This window comes from Bradyrhizobium sp. SZCCHNRI3052, assembly GCF_032484895.1.
Taxonomy (GTDB): domain Bacteria; phylum Pseudomonadota; class Alphaproteobacteria; order Rhizobiales; family Xanthobacteraceae; genus Bradyrhizobium.
On the sequence record NZ_JAUETW010000006.1, the window covers coordinates 195,401 to 212,627 of the forward strand.

Here is a 17,227-nt window from a genome sequence, read left to right on the forward strand (position 1 = left end):
GGTGGTGCTGAATGCCAAAAACGCGTCCCCGTCCTGGATCGATCGGGAACTGCATAAAATTGGATCAGCCTTCGAAGCGACTGTCAAAGCAGAATCCGGGCCAATTCCGCAATAAAGAACGGATCGATTGTCGCACTTCGCAGATGCGGAAAGATTGACTGCGAGTCACATCCCGGAAAATGGAACTACGTCGCTCGCGACGGTCGCTCGCGCCGGGAGGTACTGCCTCGGCGCGAACGCCGCGATCAGCGCTCAGCTCTCTCGATACCAGTTCGGCAACTGCCAGAGATCGTTGTCCCATCCCGAGGAATGGGTCTGCAAACCCTTGCGGATGCCGCTGACGCGCGGACGGTTGAGCTCCGGCAGCACATGGCGGCCGGCGCAGACCGTGTCGTTGAGCTTGATATAGAGCGCTGCGCGCTTCACCGGATCGAGCTCGCGCGTGAGTTCGTTGTAGAGATCGTCATATTCCTTGCTCTGCCAGCGCGAGACGTTGCGGCCCTGCCATTTATTGGCCTTGCTGGCCGCTTCCCACGACACGTACTGGGTCATGAAGGCCTGCGGCTCCGGCGACGCCATCGTGATCATCAGCATTTCCATGTCGCAATAGAAGTGCGTGTAGGTGTCGGGATTGGCGACGTCGCTGGAGAAGAACACCGAACCCACCACCGACTTCAGCTCGAGCTCGATGCCGGCCTTCTGGCAGGCCTGTTTGACGATCGCCTGGTTCTTCTGCCGCGGCCCGTTGGTGGAGGTCTGGAAGACGAGCTTCAGCGGCTTGCCGTCCTTCTCCCGAATTCCGCTCGCCCCCTTCTTCCAGCCGGCGTTCTCCAGGATCTCGTTCGCCTTGTCGATGTTGAACTCGAAGCGCGTGTTGGGCGAGCGATAGCGCGCGGGATTGTTGACGCAGTTCGCCGTGGCGATGCCGCCGCGGCCATAGACGAATTTCTGGATCGAGGTGCGATCGATCAGGAGGTTGATGGCCTCGCGCACCGCCGGGTCCGAGAACAGCGGGTGCTTGGTCTTGAGGCTCGAGCGCTCGCCGTCGACCTCGACATTGGGATCGGTGGCATTGAGCAGGATGAATTCGAGATTACCGGTCGGCACGATCTCGGCGACCCCGGTCCCGCCGGTCTCCAGCTTGACCAGGATCTCGTCCTCGACCTGCAGATTCCAGGCGTAGTCATATTCGCCGGTCTGCAGCACCGCGCGTGCCGCCGATACCGCGTCGCCGCCGCCCTTGATCTCGAGCGTGTCGAAATACGGCCGGTTCGGAACGTGGTAGTCGGGATTGAGCTTGCCGGTCAGTATGTCGCCCGGCTTGAAGTCGACGAACAGATAGGCGCCGGTTCCGACCGGCTTGAGATTGTTCGGCGCCTCGCGCGACTTGGCGCCGATGTAGTCGCCGAACAGATGCTTCGGAATGATGGCACCGCGGCCGCCGACGAACGGCGTGAACCATTGCGGCGTCGGCTGGCTGAACACGAGGCGAACGGTGTGGTCGTCGATCTTCTCGATCGTCTTGATGTCCTTGTAGTCGCCGATGGTGACTGCGGACGTCTCGGTATTGGTGGCATATTGCCAGTTGAAGATCACATCGTCGGCAGTGAACGGCTGGCCGTCGTGCCACTTCACGCCCTGCTTGAGCTTCCAGATGACCCAGGTGCCGTCGGCCGCGACGGTGCCGTTGGCCACGCTGGGAATCTCGCTCGCCAGCACCGGGACGAGATTGCCGTCGGCGTCCCAGCCGGCCAGCGGCTCGTAGAAGGCGCGCGCGGATTCCTGGTCCTTGGAGCCGATGGCGAAATGCGGATTGAGCAGGGTTGGCGCCTGCCAGAACAGGAGCTTCAGCGCGCCGCCGCCGCCCGCCTTGGTCGGCTTGTAGGGGAATTCCTGCGCAGCCATTGCCACTCCCGAATGCGCCAGCATCATGCCGACCAGCGGCGCCGTCAGTCCGGCCGCCAGCATCCGCTGCACGAAGTCGCGGCGCGACAGCCGCCCGTCCTTGACCGCGGCGATCTCGTGGCGCAGGTCCTGCTCGTTCATGTCCGCCTCCCATATCCTCAGTCACAATGCGGGCTCGATCGCGCCCTGAAAGCTCAACCACACTGCCGCACCGCCGGAAAATCAGGACACAGCTCCAGTGCCGCGGACACGGATACAGCTCAGCGCTCCGGCTTCAGCTTGCGGAAGCGGACGCCCTTGCCATCGGGCAGCCGGGTCGCGACATAGCCCGCCGCCAGGCAGGCCTCGCGCTGCGGCATCTTCTCCTGCGGACTTCGCAGGCTGTCCCACCACGAGGCGCGCTGCGCGGCGCGCGGCAGGCCGTCGCCGATCAGCTCCTCGATCTCGTCGAGGCTGAGCACCAGCTCGGGGCGGGTCTGCCGCTTGAGATAGTCTCGAAGCGCATCATAGTCCGGCAAGTCTCGACTCCATCGTACCAGCGCGTGTGCGGCCGCCTTGACGACAGGCGCGGCGAACGCAACGACTCGTTAACCTAACATGCGTTACTTCGGCTTTATCCGTCAGTCTACGGACGGGACTCCACGGGGGACGGGACGATCCGATGCGCTGGACACGCCGAACGGGCCGGGCGACGCAGCCTTGGCGGCTTTCGGCGCGCACGCTGATCACCTGCTCCATCTCGACCATCATCGGTTTCTCCGCCATCTGCGCCAGCGTCATGATCGACCTGCGCCGGAGCGAGGAAGTCCGCGCCCGGCAGGCGCTGGAGAACATGGCCGCCAGCATCGGCGCCGACATCAGCCGCACCGTCGAGCTCTACGATCTCTCGCTGCGGGCGGTGGCCAGCAACATGTTGCTGCCCGAAATCAACGAGGTCAGCAAGCACGTCCGCCAATTGATCCTGTTCGACCGTTCGTCCACCGCGAAGAATTTCGGCACCATCCAAGTCTTTGATGCCCGCGGGCGGCTGTCGCTCGAGTCGTCGACGCTCGACCCGCTGCCGGAGGACCGCAGCGACGCCGATTTCTTCCAGGTGCATCGCGACCGGCCCGACACCGGGCTCTATGTCGGGCGGCCCGCTCAGCATCATGGCCAATATTCCATCGTTCTCAGCCGCCGCATCTCGACGCCGGACGGACGCTTCGCCGGCGTCGTCGCCGGCTCGATCCGCATCGGCTATTTCCGCGACCTGTTCGCAAGGCTCACGCTCGGGGCGGGCGACAACATCACCGTGCTCCGGCGCGACGGCACCGTCATCGTCAGCGCGCCGTTCGATACCGGCGCGATCGGGCGCAACCTGGCGCGGGCGCCGGCCGTGACCCGCGCGCTCACCGAGCCGGCCGGCTGGTCGAGCAGCTATGGCGCGCTGGACGATCTGCCGCGGCTGCTGGTCTGGCGCAATGCCAATGAGCCGCTGGTCGTGATCGCCAGCAAGTCGTGGGACAGCGTCTATGCATACTGGCGCCATGAGGCTGCAGAGATCGGGGCGATGATGCTGGCGCTGATCGTGTTCGTCCTGGCCGCGACGCAGGTCGCCGCGCGCGAGATCCAGCTCCGGGCGAAGGTCGAATCCAGACTGGAGCAGCTCGCGACCACGGATCCGCTGACGGGCCTGAAGAATCGGCGCAAGTTCGACGAGACCATCGAACTCGAATGGCGGCGGGCGCAGCGCGCCGGCGCGCCGCTGGGGCTGCTGATGATCGATGCCGATCACTTCAAGAGCTACAACGACACCCATGGGCACCAGGCCGGCGATCAGGTGCTGGTCGGCATCGCCGTGTGCATCTCCGATTCGGTGCGGCGCGCCGGCGACTGCGCCGCGCGTTATGGCGGCGAGGAGTTCGCGGTGCTGCTGCCGGGGACCTCGGAAGCGGATGCGCTGCGCGTCGCGGAGACGATCCGCAGCAAGGTCAAGCTGTGGGCGGGAGAAGCGTGCACCACCTCGATCAGCATCGGCGCCGCCAGCGTCACGCCGTCGCGCGACACGGACTGGACCGGCCTGCTCAATGCCGCCGACCGCGCCCTGTACATGGCCAAGGCCGCGGGCCGTAACCGCTGCGCCAGCGCAGCGGTGCGTCATCCGTCACCCGCGGCTTCGCTGGCGGCGTGATGCCGCCAACCGCCTCGAAGGCGCGGCATTTCGCGCCGGCTTGGCCTCAGCCCTTGCCTTCGAGATAGCGCTTCATGTCCGCGCGCAGGCCATCGCGCAGGTCGGCTCGCGCCATGGCGAAGGCGATGTTGGCCCTCAGGAAGCCGGACTTCGAGCCGCAATCATGCCGCTCGCCGTCGAAGTCCACGCCGTAGAATTTCTGCGTCTTCGACAGACCGATCATCGCGTCGGTGAGCTGGATCTCGCCGCCGGCGCCGCGCTCCTGCGTCGCGAGGATCTGGAAGATCTCCGGCTGCAGGATGTAGCGCCCGGTGATCGAGAAGTTCGACGGCGCGGTGCCCTTGGCCGGCTTCTCGACCATGCCGTCGACCTCGAACATCTTGCCGTCGCGCTTGCCGACGCCGCAGATGCCGTATTGATGGGTCTGATCGGCCGGCACCTCCTGCACGGCGAGCACGTTGCTCTTTTCCGGCAGCTTGCTGGCGGCAGCAATCATCTGCGCCAGGCACCCCGGCGCGTTCAGCACCAGCTCGTCGGGCAGCACCACCGCGAACGGCTCGTCACCGACGATGTCGCGCGCGCACCACACGGCATGGCCGAGCCCGAGCGGCGCCTGCTGGCGGGTGAAGCTGACCGCGCCGGCCTCCGGCTGGTCGCGCGCGAGGATTTCCATCTCGGTCTTCTTGCCGCGCGCCGCGAGCGTCGCGTCGAGCTCGTACATGCGGTCGAAATGATCCTCGATCGCGGTCTTGTTTCGCCCGGTCACGAACACGAAATGCTCGATGCCCGCCTCCTTGGCTTCGTCGAAGACGTATTGGATGAGCGGCTTGTCGACGATCGTCAGCATTTCCTTCGGCATCGCCTTGGTGGCGGGCAGGACGCGGGTGCCGAGACCGGCGACCGGAAAAACGGCTTTGCGGATCTTCATGGGGATGACTAGACCTTGTGGCGATATGAATGCGAAATCGATCGCATTTTAGGTAGCTCGTTTGCAGCCGAGAACAAAGGCGGATGTTGGTCCAGTGTTCCGCTCGACACGGACCGAACGGCTAAATTTCGCTGCGGAAATCGTTAACCTTGTTAATCTCCCGTTAAGCAGGACCGGGCCTCGTGGAGGCCGATCTTCCATGCGATCTGGATCGAGACATGATGCGACGGAACGTGATGCTGACAGCTCTGAAGGCCGGTGCTGGCGCGGCGGTTCTGGTCACGGCGTTGACGGTGGTGTCTGGTTCCGCTGTCGCGCAATCCTCAGGCGGGCCGCTGAACTTTCTCGACGGCCTGTTCACGGGCACCCTGACGAAGGGCGACCCCGCCCCCAACCAGCCCCCTGCCGCCGGCGGGCCGCAGCCGTGGAGCGGCCAGGACGGCGCCTCCGGCCATCCGCTGATGACGGCGGCGGCGATCCGCGAAGCCGCCGGCAATTTCGACAATTGCGTCGCCGGCATGTGGCCAGATGCCGCACGACGCAACATCACGCAGGACAATTTCCAGCGCTTTACCGCCGGCCTGTCGCCGGACCTGCGCATCATGGACCTGCTCGACGCGCAGCCCGAATTCACCAAATCGATCTGGGACTATCTCGACATCCTGGTGAACGACAACCGGCTGGCGAAGGGCCGCGAGGTGCTGGCGAAGTACAAGCCGCAGTTCGATGCGGCCGAGCGTACCTATGGCGTCGACCGCTACATCGTCGCTTCGATCTGGGGCATCGAGTCCAACTACTCGACCCAGATCGGCGACCGTAGCGTGCTGCAGTCGACCGCGACGCTCGCCTGCATCGGCCGCCGCCAGGCCTATTTCAAGGATGAGTTCCTCTCCGCCCTGGAAATCCTCAATCGCGGCGATTTGCGCCCCGAGCAGTTGCGCGGCTCCTGGGCAGGCGCCTTCGGCCCGACCCAGTTCATGCCGACCGCGTTCAAGCGCTTCGCCGTCGATGCCGATGGTGACGGCCGCCGCGACGTCGTCGACAATCCGGCCGACCTGATCGCCTCCACCGCCAACAATCTGAAGAAGGACGGCTGGCAGAGCGGCCAGAGCTGGGGCTACGAGGTCGTGGTGCCCCAGGGCTTCAACTACATGCTCGCCGACCGCGCCAAGAGCATGAGCTTCGCCCAGTGGGAACAGCTCGGCCTGCGGCGGGCCAACGGTCAGCCGTTCCCGACTGGCGCCGAAAAGGCCTATCTGCTGGCGCCGGCCGGCGCCCAGGGCCCCGGCTTCCTGATGCTGCAGAACTTCCGCGTCATCATGAAATACAACCCTGCGGAAGCCTATGCGCTGGCGATCGGACACTTCGCCGACCGCCTCCGCGGCGCACCGCCGTTCGTTCAGGCCTGGCCGCGCGAGGAGCGAACGCTGTCGCGCGGCGAGCGGCTCGAGCTGCAGCAATTGCTCGCCGAGCGCGGATTTTACCGCGGAACGCCGGACGGCCAGTTCGGCGGCCAGACGCGCGAGGCGCTGCGGAACTTCCAGGCCTCGATCGGGGCGCCGGCGGACGGATTTGCCACCTCGGATGTGCTCGAACGGCTGCGGACGCGCTGATCGCAGCCCCAATCTGCCCTGCCGGTAACCTTCTGGGGCGATTACCGGCGCCGTCAACACCATCCGGTGAATGCCCGTTTGCGGCCTGATTCGCGTCCTATTATATGAATCGTCACGATCACGCCGCGCGACGGGTGCGCATGTCAAAGCTGAAGTCCATCCTCAAGCTGTTGAACGAGCCCGGCCCGCTGGTCGTGCTGGCGGTCGTCATCGCCATGCTCGTCGGCATCGCCGGTCCCGCCTCGGCCCAGTTCTTCAACTTCAACCCGTTCGCTTCGCCCCGCCCGGCACCGCGCGGCGGTGGAGGTGGCGGAGGTTGGTTCGGCGGCGAATTCTTCGCTCCGTTCCCGCAGCAACAGCCGAAGAGGGTGATCCAAGACTATTCCAAGGCGCCGCCGCCGGAGAAGCGTGATGGCGCGCCGGACCGCTACGTGCTGGTGCTCGGCGACGCCATGGCCGACTGGCTCGCCTATGGCCTGGAAGAGGCCTATGCCGAGCAGCCCGACATGGGCGTGACCCGCAGGATCCGGACCACGTCGGGCCTCATCAAGTATCAGCCCAGGGGCGAGCCGGCCGACTGGGCCGCCGCCGCCAAGGGTATCCTGGCGACCGAACGCGCCGACGCCATCGTCATCATGCTCGGCCTCAACGACCGCATCTCGCTGCGCGAGCCCGCGATCGAGAAGACCGACGACAAGAAGGGCGACAAGGCCAAGAAGGATGCCAAGGCCAAGCCTGGTGAGACAAAGCCTGGTGAGACAAAGCCCGGTGAGGCCAAGCCGGGCGAAGCCAAGCCGGATGGCAAGGCCGACACGGCGGCCAAGCCCGACGACAAGGCTGCCGATACCGATCTGCCGCAGGACGAGGCCGACAACGACACGCCTGCGGTCGCGGCACCGGAGAAGGCCGCCCGCTCGCCGGGCGGCCTCTACGAGTTCCGGGACGAGCGCTGGGTCGAGCTGTATACGAAGAAGATCGAGGAGATGATCGCGATCGCCAAGAGCAAGGGCGTGCCCGTGCTCTGGGTCGGCCTGCCCGCGGTTCGCGGTCCCAAGGGGACGGCGGACACGCTGTTCCTCGACTCGCTGTATCGCGATGCCGCCGGCAAGGCCGGCATCACCTATGTCGATGTCTGGGACGGCTTCGTCGACGAGGCCGGCCGCTTCCTGCAGAAAGGCCCGGACTTCGAGGGCCAGATCCGCCAGCTGCGCTCCTATGACGGCGTCTATTTCACCAAGCCGGGCGCGCGCAAGCTCGCCCATTATGCCGAGCGTGAGATCAACCGGCTGCTCGCGGCCCGTTCCGCGCCGCTCGAGCTGCCGAACGAGCCGGCCACGCCGGACGCCAATGCCGTACCGGGCCAGCCGGCGCCGCGGCCAGTCGCCGGCCCGATCCTGCCGCTGGTGGCGTCATCCGTCGGCACCGATCAGTTGCTGGGCGGCCCCGGCTCCCGACCTGCGGCGATCGACGCGCTGGCGGCCCGAACCCTGGTCAAGGGCGAGGCGCTGAGCCCGCCGGCCGGCCGCGCCGACGATTTCGTCTGGCCTCGCCGCGAGGTCGGCCGTGAGCAGGCCAAGGAGCCGCCGAAGGAGCCGACCCGGCCCGAAGCGCCGATGGCAGCGACTTCGCCGGCGGAAGCGACGCCGGCAGCACCTGGGCCGGTGTCGCCGCAGCCGCGGCAAAGGCGGCTGACCACGCCGGGGGCGCCCACCCAGCAGCCGCCAGCCCAAACGCCGCAGCCGAATCAGGGCGTTCGTGAGTTTTTCGGCTTCGGCGCGCCTCAGCAGCAACAGCAGCCGGCGCGGCCGCCCGCCGCGCGCAATCCGAACGCGCCGCCGCGGCCGCCAGGATTGGTCGGCCGCTCGGCAGCATCGCTGGAGACCCAGGGCCGCTGATCGTGACCACATTTCGGCGCTGAGGGCGATCGACGCGGATCATTCCGGACCAAGGTGCCAATGACAAATCGGCCCGCATTCGAGAGCGAATGCGGGCTGATTGTCATCTGATCGTCAGCGGGTCTTTGCAGGCTCAGTAGCGCCAGCGCTGCGGCGGCTGCGGCCGGCTCGGCGAGCGCATCAGCATCGCCAGCAGGAAGCCGATGCCGCCGGCGACCAGCAGCGCGCCCATCGGATTGTCCTGAACCCGCTTGGTCAGCGCCTGCGTGCCGTCACGCAGCGTCTCGGAGCCGTTGCCGAACGTATCCTTGGCGAAATCCATCGCCGCATCGCCGGCCTCGCGCGCCGCGTCCTTGGCCTGGCCATACATGTTCTGCACGACGCCCGAGGCCTCGCGCGCACGCCCCGACGCCTGCGTGCTCTTGTCGCCCAACATCTCGCCGACGCCGCCTTCGATCTTGCCTGCGACATCCTTGGCCGTACCGGTCAGCCGATCCTGATCCATTGCCGCTCTCCTTCTCTGCATTGTGCGGGATTGCTGGCCTGCTAACCGGCCAGCACGGCGCAGGTTCCGGACGACTACAAAATCAGGCCGCCGTCGACGACGAGGGTCTGGCCGATGATGTAGGACGACAGCGGCGAGGCCAGGAACAGCGCCGCACCGGCCATGTCCTGCGGCGTCCCCAGCCGCCGCAGCGGAATGCGCTGCAGCGCGCCCTCGAGGCGCTTCGGATTGGCGGTCGTCACCTTGGTCATCTTGGTGTCGACGAGCCCGGGCGCGATCCCGTTGACGCGGATGCCGTCTTCCGCCCACGCCTCGGCCAGGGTTCGCGTCAATCCCATCGCGCCGGTTTTCGAGGCGTTGTAGGCCGGATTGCCCATGGTCGAATGATAGGCCGCGGTCGACGAGACGATGATGAGCGCGCCCCTGGCATCGCGCAGCAGGCCGTGAAATTTCGTCGCACAGGCCATCAGGCTGATGAGGTTGACCTCGACCACCTTGCGAAAGCCCTCCATGGCGAATTCGCCGCGCCGGTACAATACCGCGCCCTGCGCCAGCACCAGCACATCGAGCCGATCGAGCCGCGGCGCGAAGCTCTCGATCGCGCCGGGATCGCTCACATCGAGCTGATGGTAGTTCACCCCTGCGAGATCGGAGCCCTCACCTTCGGCATAATCGGCGGCGCTCGCCCGCGTGCCGCTGACGTCGACGCGCGCGCCCTGCGCGCGAAACGCCTGCGCGATGCCGTTGCCGATGCCGCTCGATCCGCCGATCACCAGCACCGAGCGTCCCGTGAAATCGAGCGCGTTCATCTCCCCACTCCTTCTCTTGTTGTTTGTCGGATGGTGTGGGGATCGGCGCAGGCCCTGTCAACGGCATCGCGGGCTGTGGCGACCCCGGCATCGGCGCCTTCGCATCAATGCTGCTGCGCAGCTACTTCATCGGTGTCAGCCGCAGCAGGCGGCCGGGCGAGTCGTCCTCGATGACCCAGACGGCGCCGTCCGGCGCCACGGCGACGTCGCGGATGCGCTCGCCCATGTCCCAGCGCTCGGCCTCGTCAGGCTGACCATCGGTCCGGAAGGCAACGCGGACCAGCGCGTGCACCCGCAAGCCTCCGATCAGCGCCGATCCCTTCCATTGCGGAAACATCGGACCATCATAGAAGACCAGGCCGGCCGGCGCGATCACAGGATCCCAATAGAGCGGCGGCGGCGCGAGGTCGGGCCGCGTCGCATGCCGCGGGATCGGCGTGCCGTTGTAATTGTCGCCGTTCGACACCAGCGGCCAGCCGTAGTTCTTGCCCGGCTCGATCAGGTTCAGTTCGTCGCCGCCGCGTGGTCCCATCTCGTGCAGCCAGAGCTTGCCATCTGATGCGAAGGCGAGCCCGTAGGGATTGCGGTGGCCGGTGGTCCACGTCTGGGCCGGCACGCCCTTGTCCTCGGCCATGGGATTGTCCGACGGAGTCGCGCCGTCGAGATCGAGCCTGAGCACCTTGCCGCGCGCCTGACGTGGATCCTGGGCGCTGTTCGGCTGCATGCGGTCGCCGACCGTCAGGAACAGATGCGTTCCCGACGGATCGAACGCGATGATGCCGCCGGGCTGCCCGCCGCCGCCGGCGGGCGTCTGGCGCCAGATGACGGTGGGGTCGGTCAGCGTGGCGTTGTCATTCGAAACCGACAACACGGCACGGGTCAGGACGAGCCGGCTGCCTTCGCTGCTCGGCTCGGTGTAGGTGAGATAGATCTGCGACGTCGTCGCGAAGCTCGGCGACACCGCAATGTCCAGGAGGCCGTTCTGTCCGCGCGCCGCGACGGCAGGCACGTTGCCGATCTGGATCTTCTGCCCACCTTGCGTGACGAGAAAGATCCGGCCTGGCTTCTCCGTGACCAGCATCCGCCCATCCGGCAGGAAGGCGATGGCCCAGGGCGTATCGAATTCGGCAACGCTCCGCGCCTCGAACGGGCGCACGGCGCTTGCCTTGCGATCGCCGGCATTGATGCTCTCGGCTCGCGCGGCCGTGGTCGCAACGAGTCCCATCACCAATGCCAGGCGCAGGAAGGTCGTGGAGAGCACCATGATCACTCCGGTTTGTTGATCCGTGTTGTCGGCAACGAGAATTCGGCCATGCCGGATCGGTGCCTACCGAATACGTCCGATCAGTGATAATCCCGACGGCGAGCATGCGATCCGCATTTTTCCGTGAGCCGCAAATATGCACCAGCACAGGCAACTCAGCCGCTCGGTCAAGGGATTGACCGTCCTGATCACCGGCGCCGCGTCGGGGATGGGGCGCGCGACCGCGCGCGTGTTCGCCGATGAAGGCGCCAGGGTCGCAGTCACCGATGTCGATGAGAACGCGGCCCGCGCGGTGGCGGCAGACATCGAGGCCAGCGGCGGAACGGCGCGCGCCTGGCGGCTCGACCTCGTCGACCGCAACGCCATCGCGGCCGTCGTCGGCGATGCTGCGACGCATTTCGGCGGGCTCGACGTCATCGTCAACAATGCCGGCATCTCGGTGCATGTCGCGATCGACGACGAATCCTACGACGAGGCCTGGGCAAGAGGGCTTGCCATCATGCTGACGGCGCAGCAGCGCGTCATCCGTGCCGCGCTGCCGCATCTGCGCCGCTCGAACAGCCCGCGCATCGTCAACATCGCTTCGACCGAGGCGCTCGGCGCAACCGCGCGGCACAGCGCCTATTCGGCTGCAAAGGCCGGGGTGACCGGATTGACGCGCTCGCTCGCGGTCGAGCTCGGCCGCGATCGCATCACCGTCAACTGCATCTGTCCGGGCCCGATCACCACGGCGATGACCGCGCGCATTCCAGATGAGCAGAAGGCGGTCTACGCACGGCGCCGCACCGCGCTTGGCCGCTACGGCGATCCCGAAGAAGTCGCGCACATGACCTTGAGCCTGTGCCTGCCGGCGGCCTCGTTCCTCACCGGAGCGGTGATCCCCGTGGACGGCGGGCTGATGGCCCGCAATGCATGACGTCTGACGCGCCGGCATGACAGCCGTGCGGTCGGCGATCCGCGCCTTGCGTTGACTTCGCGCATCGCCGGCGTAGCCTCTTCCATCAGAAGAAGCGGACAGGAGTCCGCCCTGATGAGGACGCGAGGAGGAGACCATGGCGATCGCCATCCGGCAGTTGCATCGGCATTTCGTCGGCGAAGTATCCGGTGTCGATCTGCGAAAGCCTCTCGCTCGGGACGAGGTCGCGCAGTTGCAGGCCGCGATCGATCACTACGCCGTTCTCGTATTTCACGATCAGGACGTCACCGACGAGCAGCAGCTCGCCTTCGCGCTCAGCTTCGGCGACCGCGAGCAGGCGCGCGGCGGCACCGTCACCAAGAAGGAGGATTACCGCCTCACCACCGGCCTCAACGACGTCTCCAATCTCGGCAAGGATGGCAAGCCGCTGCCATCAGACCATCGCACGCATCTGTTCAATCTCGGCAACTGCCTGTGGCACTCCGACAGCTCGTTCCGGCCGATCCCGGCGAAATACTCGATCCTCTCGGCGCGGATCGTGAACCCGAAGGGCGGCAACACCGAATTCGCCGACATGCGCGCCGCCTATGACGCGCTCGACCGGGAGACCAAGGCCGAGATCGAGGATCTCGTCTGCGAACATTCGCTGATGTATTCGCGCGGCGCGCTCGGCTTCCTCGACTACACCGACGAGGAGAAGGAGATGTTCAAACCGGTCAGGCAGCGGCTGGTCCGCATTCATCCTGCCCATGGCCGCAAGTCGCTCTATCTGTCATCGCATGCCGGCGCCATCATCGGTATGAGCATGCCGGAAGGCCGGCTGCTGCTGCGCGACCTCACCGAGCATGCCACGCAGCCCGAGTTCGTCTACGTCCACAAATGGACGCTGCACGACCTGATCATGTGGGACAACAGGCAGACCATGCATCGCGTGCGCCGCTACGATCAGTCGCAACCGCGCGACATGCGCCGCGCCACGGTGGCCGGCACCGAACCGACGGTCGCGCAGCAGGCGGCGGAATAGTTCTGCCTTCAGCAGAGATGCGCGGCCTCATCCCTCTCCATGTCGTCATTGCGAGGAGCGAAGCGACGAAGCAATCCAGACTGCATCCGCGGGGGACATTCTGGATGGCTTCCGCCTACGCTCTCAAAGCTTCGGCGGACAAGTCGCTGCGCTCGCAATGACGGCGGAGAGGCAGAGCGCCCCATTAAGCCTTCTCTGATCCCAGCGAGCGCGGGAGCTCCAACCGGACGATAAGGCCTATGCGTGCCCGGCGGCGTTGGACAGCATGCCGGGATCGATGCCGATCTTGCGCAGCGCGAGATCGTATTTGGCGTCGACATTGTCGCCGAAGATCAGCTCCGGATCGGCGTCGCAGTGCAGCCAGCCATTGTCCTGGATCTCTTCCTCCAACTGGCCGGCGCGCCAGCCGGCATAGCCGAGGGCGAGGATCGCGTGCTTCGGACCGTCGCCCTTGGCGATCGCCTTGAGGATGTCGATCGTCGTCGTCAGGCAGACGCCGTCGTTGATCTTCAAGGTCGCGTTGGCGATGAAGTAGTCGCTCGAATGCAGCACGAAGCCGCGCCCGGTATCGACCGGGCCGCCGCTCAGCACCTTCATCGTCTCGGCGCTGTCGGGCAGGCTGATCTGATCGCTCTTCTCGATGATATTCAGTTGCATCAGGAGCTGAGGGAAGTCGATGCTGCCCGCCGGCCGGTTCACCATGATACCCATGGCGCCCTCGGCCGAATGCGCGCAGAGATAGATCACCGAGCGCTCGAAACGGGAATCGCCCATCACGGGCATCGCAACCAGCAGCTGACCGTCGAGGTAACCACCGTGAGAGGTGTGATCCCCGATCCCCGTCACTTTGCGGCGAATGTCGCCCAGCCTTTTTGCCTCAGGATTCATCCGCAAGGACTCTCATGATCATCGATATCCTGATATTGGGATGCGCATCTGTCAATCAAGGTTCAGGTCCTCGCGAGGAAATCTGCTCACAAGCATTTCAATGGTTTGCGCCCGAACCGCACTCTAAAGACGTCTCATGTCCGCCTTGGTTCCTCACCACTCTGCCACACTGCTCGTCGCGACCGTCGTATCATCCTGCCTTGCGTTCGGCGCGCAGGCGCAGGATTCCTCGCCCTGGCAGCGCGACAGCCACTCCGCGGTGCGCCTGCTCGCGGGCTCGCGCAGCGGTCCGGTCATGCTGGGCGGCATCGCCTTCGCGCTGCAGCCGGGATGGAAGACCTATTGGCGAACGCCCGGCGATTCTGGCGTGCCGCCGCGGTTCGACTTTTCCAAGTCGGAGAACGTCGAAGCGGTGACGGTTCTGTGGCCTGCGCCAACAAAGTTCGACGACGGCGCCGGCGGACACTCGCTCGGCTATCATGATCAGGTCGTGCTGCCGCTGCGCATCGTCGCCAAGAACCCCGACAAGCCGATGACCCTGCGCGCCGACGTCAGCTACGCGGTCTGCGAGAAGATCTGCATTCCCGTCGAGGCAAAGGCCGAGCTCGCCTTCACCAGCGTCGCCAGCACCGAGGATACGGCGCTCTCGGCGGCCCTCGACACGGTGCCGAAGCCGGCCACTGTCGGCGACGCCATTCCCTTGACGATCCGCGACGTCAAGCGCGACGGCCCGAAGGACGTCGTCGTCGACGTCGCCGTCGCTGATCCGCGCGGCGTCCAGCTCTATGTCGAGGGGCCGACGCCTGACTGGGCACTGCCGATCCCGACCGTGCGCGACAGCGGCATGCCGGGCATCAAGCGCTTCGCCTTCGAGCTCGACGGCGTTCCGCCGGGCGTGAAGCCGGACGGCGCGGCCCTGAAATTCACGCTGGTCGGCCCCGACAAGTCTTACGAGTTCAACTTCACTCTGCCGTGACGGCTGTAGCGCCGCGCGACCGACGCGGCGCCGGCCCAACTCAATCTTAACGTTGCGTTGATAGGGAAGCACCATCGCCGCCATCCGTGCGGCCGTGGAGCCGGACCCCGCCGTGGCTGTGATGGATGCCCGCAACGCCCCCCCATCGAGCGGCCTCGCGGCCCGCCTGAAGGCGCGCTTGGCCGCGCTCGGCGGCAGCGGCGAGGCATCGCTGACGCGCCGCCTGGCCGGCACCATCTTCCTGATCCGCGTGCTCAGCGCGGGCCTCGCCTATCTCAGCCAGATCCTGCTCGCGCGCTGGATGGGCGGCTCGGACTACGGCACCTATGTCTATGTCTGGACCTGGGTGCTGCTGCTCGGCAGCATGCTGGATGTCGGCATCGCCTCCTCGGCGCAGAAGATCATTCCGGACTACCGCACCGCGGGCCAGCAGGCGCTGCTGCGCGGCTTCCTCTCCGGCGGACGCTGGCTGACGCTGGCGACGTCCACCGCTGCGGCGCTGCTGCTCGCCGGCCTGATCGCGCTGCTGTCGCCCTGGATCGACGCCGGCGAGCGCATGCCGCTCTACATCGGCTGCCTCACCTTGCCGGCCTTCGTCGTCGCCAACACCCAGGACGGCATCGCCCGCTCGCACGACTGGATGACGCTCGGCCTGATGCCGCAATTCATCATCCGCCAGACGCTGATCATCGGCTTCACGGCAGGCGCCTTCGTGCTCGGCCTCGATCTCGGCGCCACCGCTGCGATGGCCGCGAGCGCGGCCGCGGTGTGGCTCGCGATGCTCGGCCAGATGCTGGTGCTGAACAACCGGCTCCGCGGCCACGTCGAGCCAGGTCCCAAACAATATGATCTCCGCGGCTGGCTCGCGATCTCGCTGCCGATCCTCTTGGTCGAGAGCTTCTATCTGCTGCTGTCCTACACCGACGTTCTGGTGCTGCAGCAATTCCGCTCTTCCGAGGAGGTCGGCATCTATTTCGCGGTGGTGAAGACGCTCGCGCTGGTGTCGTTCATCCACTACGCGATGTCGGCGACGACGGCGCATCGCTTCGCCGAATACCACGCGCTAGGCGACAAGGCGCGGCTGTCGGCCTATGTCGCGCATGCGATCAAGTGGACGTTCTGGCCGTCGCTCGCGGCGACGCTGGTGCTGCTCGCGTTCGGCAAGCCGCTGCTGTTTCTGTTCGGCGCGCAGTTCACCGCCGGCTACGACATCATGTTCATCGCCGCAATCGGGCTCGTCGTACGCGCCGCGATCGGACCGGTGGAGCGGCTGCTCAACATGCTGGGCCAGCAGCGCGCCTGCGCCATGGCCTATGCGGCGGCCTTCGTCATGAACCTCGTGCTCTGCATCCTGCTGGTGCCGCAGTTCGGCGGCCACGGCGCCGCGGCGGCGACCTCGCTGTCGCTGGCCTTCGAGACCGTGCTGCTGTTCCGGATCGTCAAGCAGCGGCTCGGGCTGCATGTCCTCGCCTTCGGCAAGGCATCTTGAGGAAACCATATTGACGCATCTGTTGCGTCATCTTGGCCTCGCCTTGGCGGAACTGCGAGCGTCGTGCCGCCACGCCTCGTCTCGCCCGGCGATCACGCAAGTGTTGGGTGCAACGCCTTGATATTGGCGCGATCCTCCGGGCACATGATTTGAATGCGCGCTGGGGGAGAATGAGATGTCGAGACTGGGGGTCGCACTATCGCTGGCCGGAACCGTGATGCTGGCCGGCTGCATGGAAGCGACGCTGTCGCCGACGTCAGACGCGGCGTTGACGCCCCGCGACCGTCAGTTGCTGGCGCACGCGCCCTATGCCGAGGCGCAGATCCCGCAACAGTTCCAGCGCCACATCGTCGACTACACCCGGCAGGAACAGCCGGGCACCATCGTCGTCGATACCGATGCGCGCTTCCTGTACTACGTGCTGCCCGACCGCAAGGCGATCCGCTACGGCGTCGCCGTCGGCGAAGAGGCGATGGCCTTCTCCGGCGTCGCCACCGTCGGCAAGCTCGCGGAATGGCCGGACTGGGTTCCCACCGCGGACATCCAGGCGCGCCTCGGGCCGTATCCGAAGCGCGTCGCCGGCGGCCCGGCAAATCCGCTCGGCGCCCGCGCGATCTATCTGTACGAGGGCAACAAGGACACCCTGTACCGCATCCACGGCACCAACCAGCCCGAATATATCGGCCAGGCGATCTCGTCGGGCTGCATCCGCATGACCAATACCGACGTCGCCGACCTCTACAACCACGTCCAGCTCGGATCGACCGTGGTCGTGCTGCCGCCGGGCCAGAGCGTCGCGTCCACCACTGCGAACGTGTTCGCCCGCCGCAGCTGACCGGCTGCGG

General features: G+C 66.3%; 15 protein-coding genes. 8 read left to right on the forward strand and 7 right to left on the reverse strand.

From position 1 onward, the window contains the following. Window positions 1-252: 252 nt before the first annotated feature. Together QW887_RS18615 and QW887_RS18620 are read right to left on the reverse strand one after the other, a co-directional pair. Window positions 253-2,046 (reverse strand): peptide ABC transporter substrate-binding protein, encoded by a 1,794-nt coding sequence (locus tag QW887_RS18615; protein WP_315713881.1) that lies wholly within the window; start codon window positions 2,044-2,046, stop codon window positions 253-255. 119 nt (window positions 2,047-2,165) lie between these two features. Next, window positions 2,166-2,423, reverse strand: a complete 258-nt coding sequence (locus QW887_RS18620; protein ID WP_315713880.1) for a hypothetical protein — start codon at window positions 2,421-2,423, stop codon at window positions 2,166-2,168. 143 nt (window positions 2,424-2,566) lie between these two features. Between QW887_RS18620 and QW887_RS18625 the strand changes: the two genes are divergently transcribed. Further along, on the forward strand, window positions 2,567-4,075 hold the full coding sequence (locus QW887_RS18625) for a sensor domain-containing diguanylate cyclase (RefSeq protein WP_315713879.1): 1,509 nt from the start codon (window positions 2,567-2,569) through the stop codon (window positions 4,073-4,075). Window positions 4,076-4,121: 46 nt separating this feature from the next. Here QW887_RS18625 and galU read toward each other — a convergent pair whose 3' ends face one another. After that, the gene (galU, locus tag QW887_RS18630) at window positions 4,122-5,003 is read right to left on the reverse strand and encodes a UTP--glucose-1-phosphate uridylyltransferase GalU (RefSeq protein ID WP_315713878.1); all 882 of its coding nucleotides are present in this window, start codon (window positions 5,001-5,003) and stop codon (window positions 4,122-4,124) included. Window positions 5,004-5,221: 218 nt separating this feature from the next. Here galU and QW887_RS18635 point away from each other — a divergent pair, with 218 nt between their 5' ends. Further along, window positions 5,222-6,616, forward strand: a complete 1,395-nt coding sequence (locus QW887_RS18635; RefSeq protein WP_315713877.1) for a lytic murein transglycosylase — start codon at window positions 5,222-5,224, stop codon at window positions 6,614-6,616. Between the two features lie 140 nt (window positions 6,617-6,756). Then, complete coding sequence (locus QW887_RS18640; protein ID WP_315713876.1) at window positions 6,757-8,511, forward strand: DUF459 domain-containing protein; 1,755 nt, start codon at window positions 6,757-6,759, stop codon at window positions 8,509-8,511. 133 nt (window positions 8,512-8,644) lie between these two features. Here QW887_RS18640 and QW887_RS18645 read toward each other — a convergent pair whose 3' ends face one another. The 3 genes from QW887_RS18645 to QW887_RS18655 all read right to left on the reverse strand — a co-directional run bounded on the left by QW887_RS18645 (window position 8,645) and on the right by QW887_RS18655 (window position 11,089). Then, entirely contained in the window at window positions 8,645-9,016 is a 372-nt protein-coding gene (locus QW887_RS18645) for a CsbD family protein (protein ID WP_315713875.1), read from the reverse strand. A 74-nt stretch (window positions 9,017-9,090) separates the two neighbouring features. Beyond that, window positions 9,091-9,825, reverse strand: a complete 735-nt coding sequence (locus QW887_RS18650) for an SDR family oxidoreductase (RefSeq protein WP_315713874.1) — start codon at window positions 9,823-9,825, stop codon at window positions 9,091-9,093. Window positions 9,826-9,946: 121 nt separating this feature from the next. After that, the gene (locus QW887_RS18655) at window positions 9,947-11,089 is read right to left on the reverse strand and encodes a PQQ-dependent sugar dehydrogenase (protein ID WP_315713873.1); all 1,143 of its coding nucleotides are present in this window, start codon (window positions 11,087-11,089) and stop codon (window positions 9,947-9,949) included. A 136-nt stretch (window positions 11,090-11,225) separates the two neighbouring features. Here QW887_RS18655 and QW887_RS18660 point away from each other — a divergent pair, with 136 nt between their 5' ends. Together QW887_RS18660 and QW887_RS18665 are read left to right on the forward strand one after the other, a co-directional pair. After that, the gene (locus QW887_RS18660; RefSeq protein WP_316172638.1) at window positions 11,226-12,005 is read left to right on the forward strand and encodes an SDR family NAD(P)-dependent oxidoreductase; all 780 of its coding nucleotides are present in this window, start codon (window positions 11,226-11,228) and stop codon (window positions 12,003-12,005) included. A 136-nt stretch (window positions 12,006-12,141) separates the two neighbouring features. Beyond that, window positions 12,142-13,029 (forward strand): TauD/TfdA family dioxygenase, encoded by an 888-nt coding sequence (locus tag QW887_RS18665; RefSeq protein ID WP_316172639.1) that lies wholly within the window; start codon window positions 12,142-12,144, stop codon window positions 13,027-13,029. Window positions 13,030-13,266: 237 nt separating this feature from the next. Here the strand turns inward: QW887_RS18665 and QW887_RS18670 are convergent, their stop codons facing one another. After that, a complete protein-coding gene (locus tag QW887_RS18670) occupies window positions 13,267-13,917 on the reverse strand; it encodes a YqgE/AlgH family protein (RefSeq protein WP_315713870.1) in 651 nt (216 codons plus the stop codon). Window positions 13,918-14,053: 136 nt separating this feature from the next. On the opposite strand from QW887_RS18670, the gene QW887_RS18675 reads away from it, so the two are divergent. The 3 genes from QW887_RS18675 (at window position 14,054) to QW887_RS18685 (ending at window position 17,217) form a co-directional block, all read left to right on the forward strand. Next, on the forward strand, window positions 14,054-14,893 hold the full coding sequence (locus QW887_RS18675; protein WP_315713869.1) for a protein-disulfide reductase DsbD domain-containing protein: 840 nt from the start codon (window positions 14,054-14,056) through the stop codon (window positions 14,891-14,893). A gap of 112 nt (window positions 14,894-15,005) precedes the next feature. Next, the gene (locus tag QW887_RS18680) at window positions 15,006-16,382 is read left to right on the forward strand and encodes a lipopolysaccharide biosynthesis protein (protein WP_316194807.1); all 1,377 of its coding nucleotides are present in this window, start codon (window positions 15,006-15,008) and stop codon (window positions 16,380-16,382) included. A 175-nt stretch (window positions 16,383-16,557) separates the two neighbouring features. Continuing rightward, entirely contained in the window at window positions 16,558-17,217 is a 660-nt protein-coding gene (locus tag QW887_RS18685; protein ID WP_316188039.1) for a L,D-transpeptidase, read from the forward strand. Window positions 17,218-17,227 lie beyond the last annotated feature (10 nt).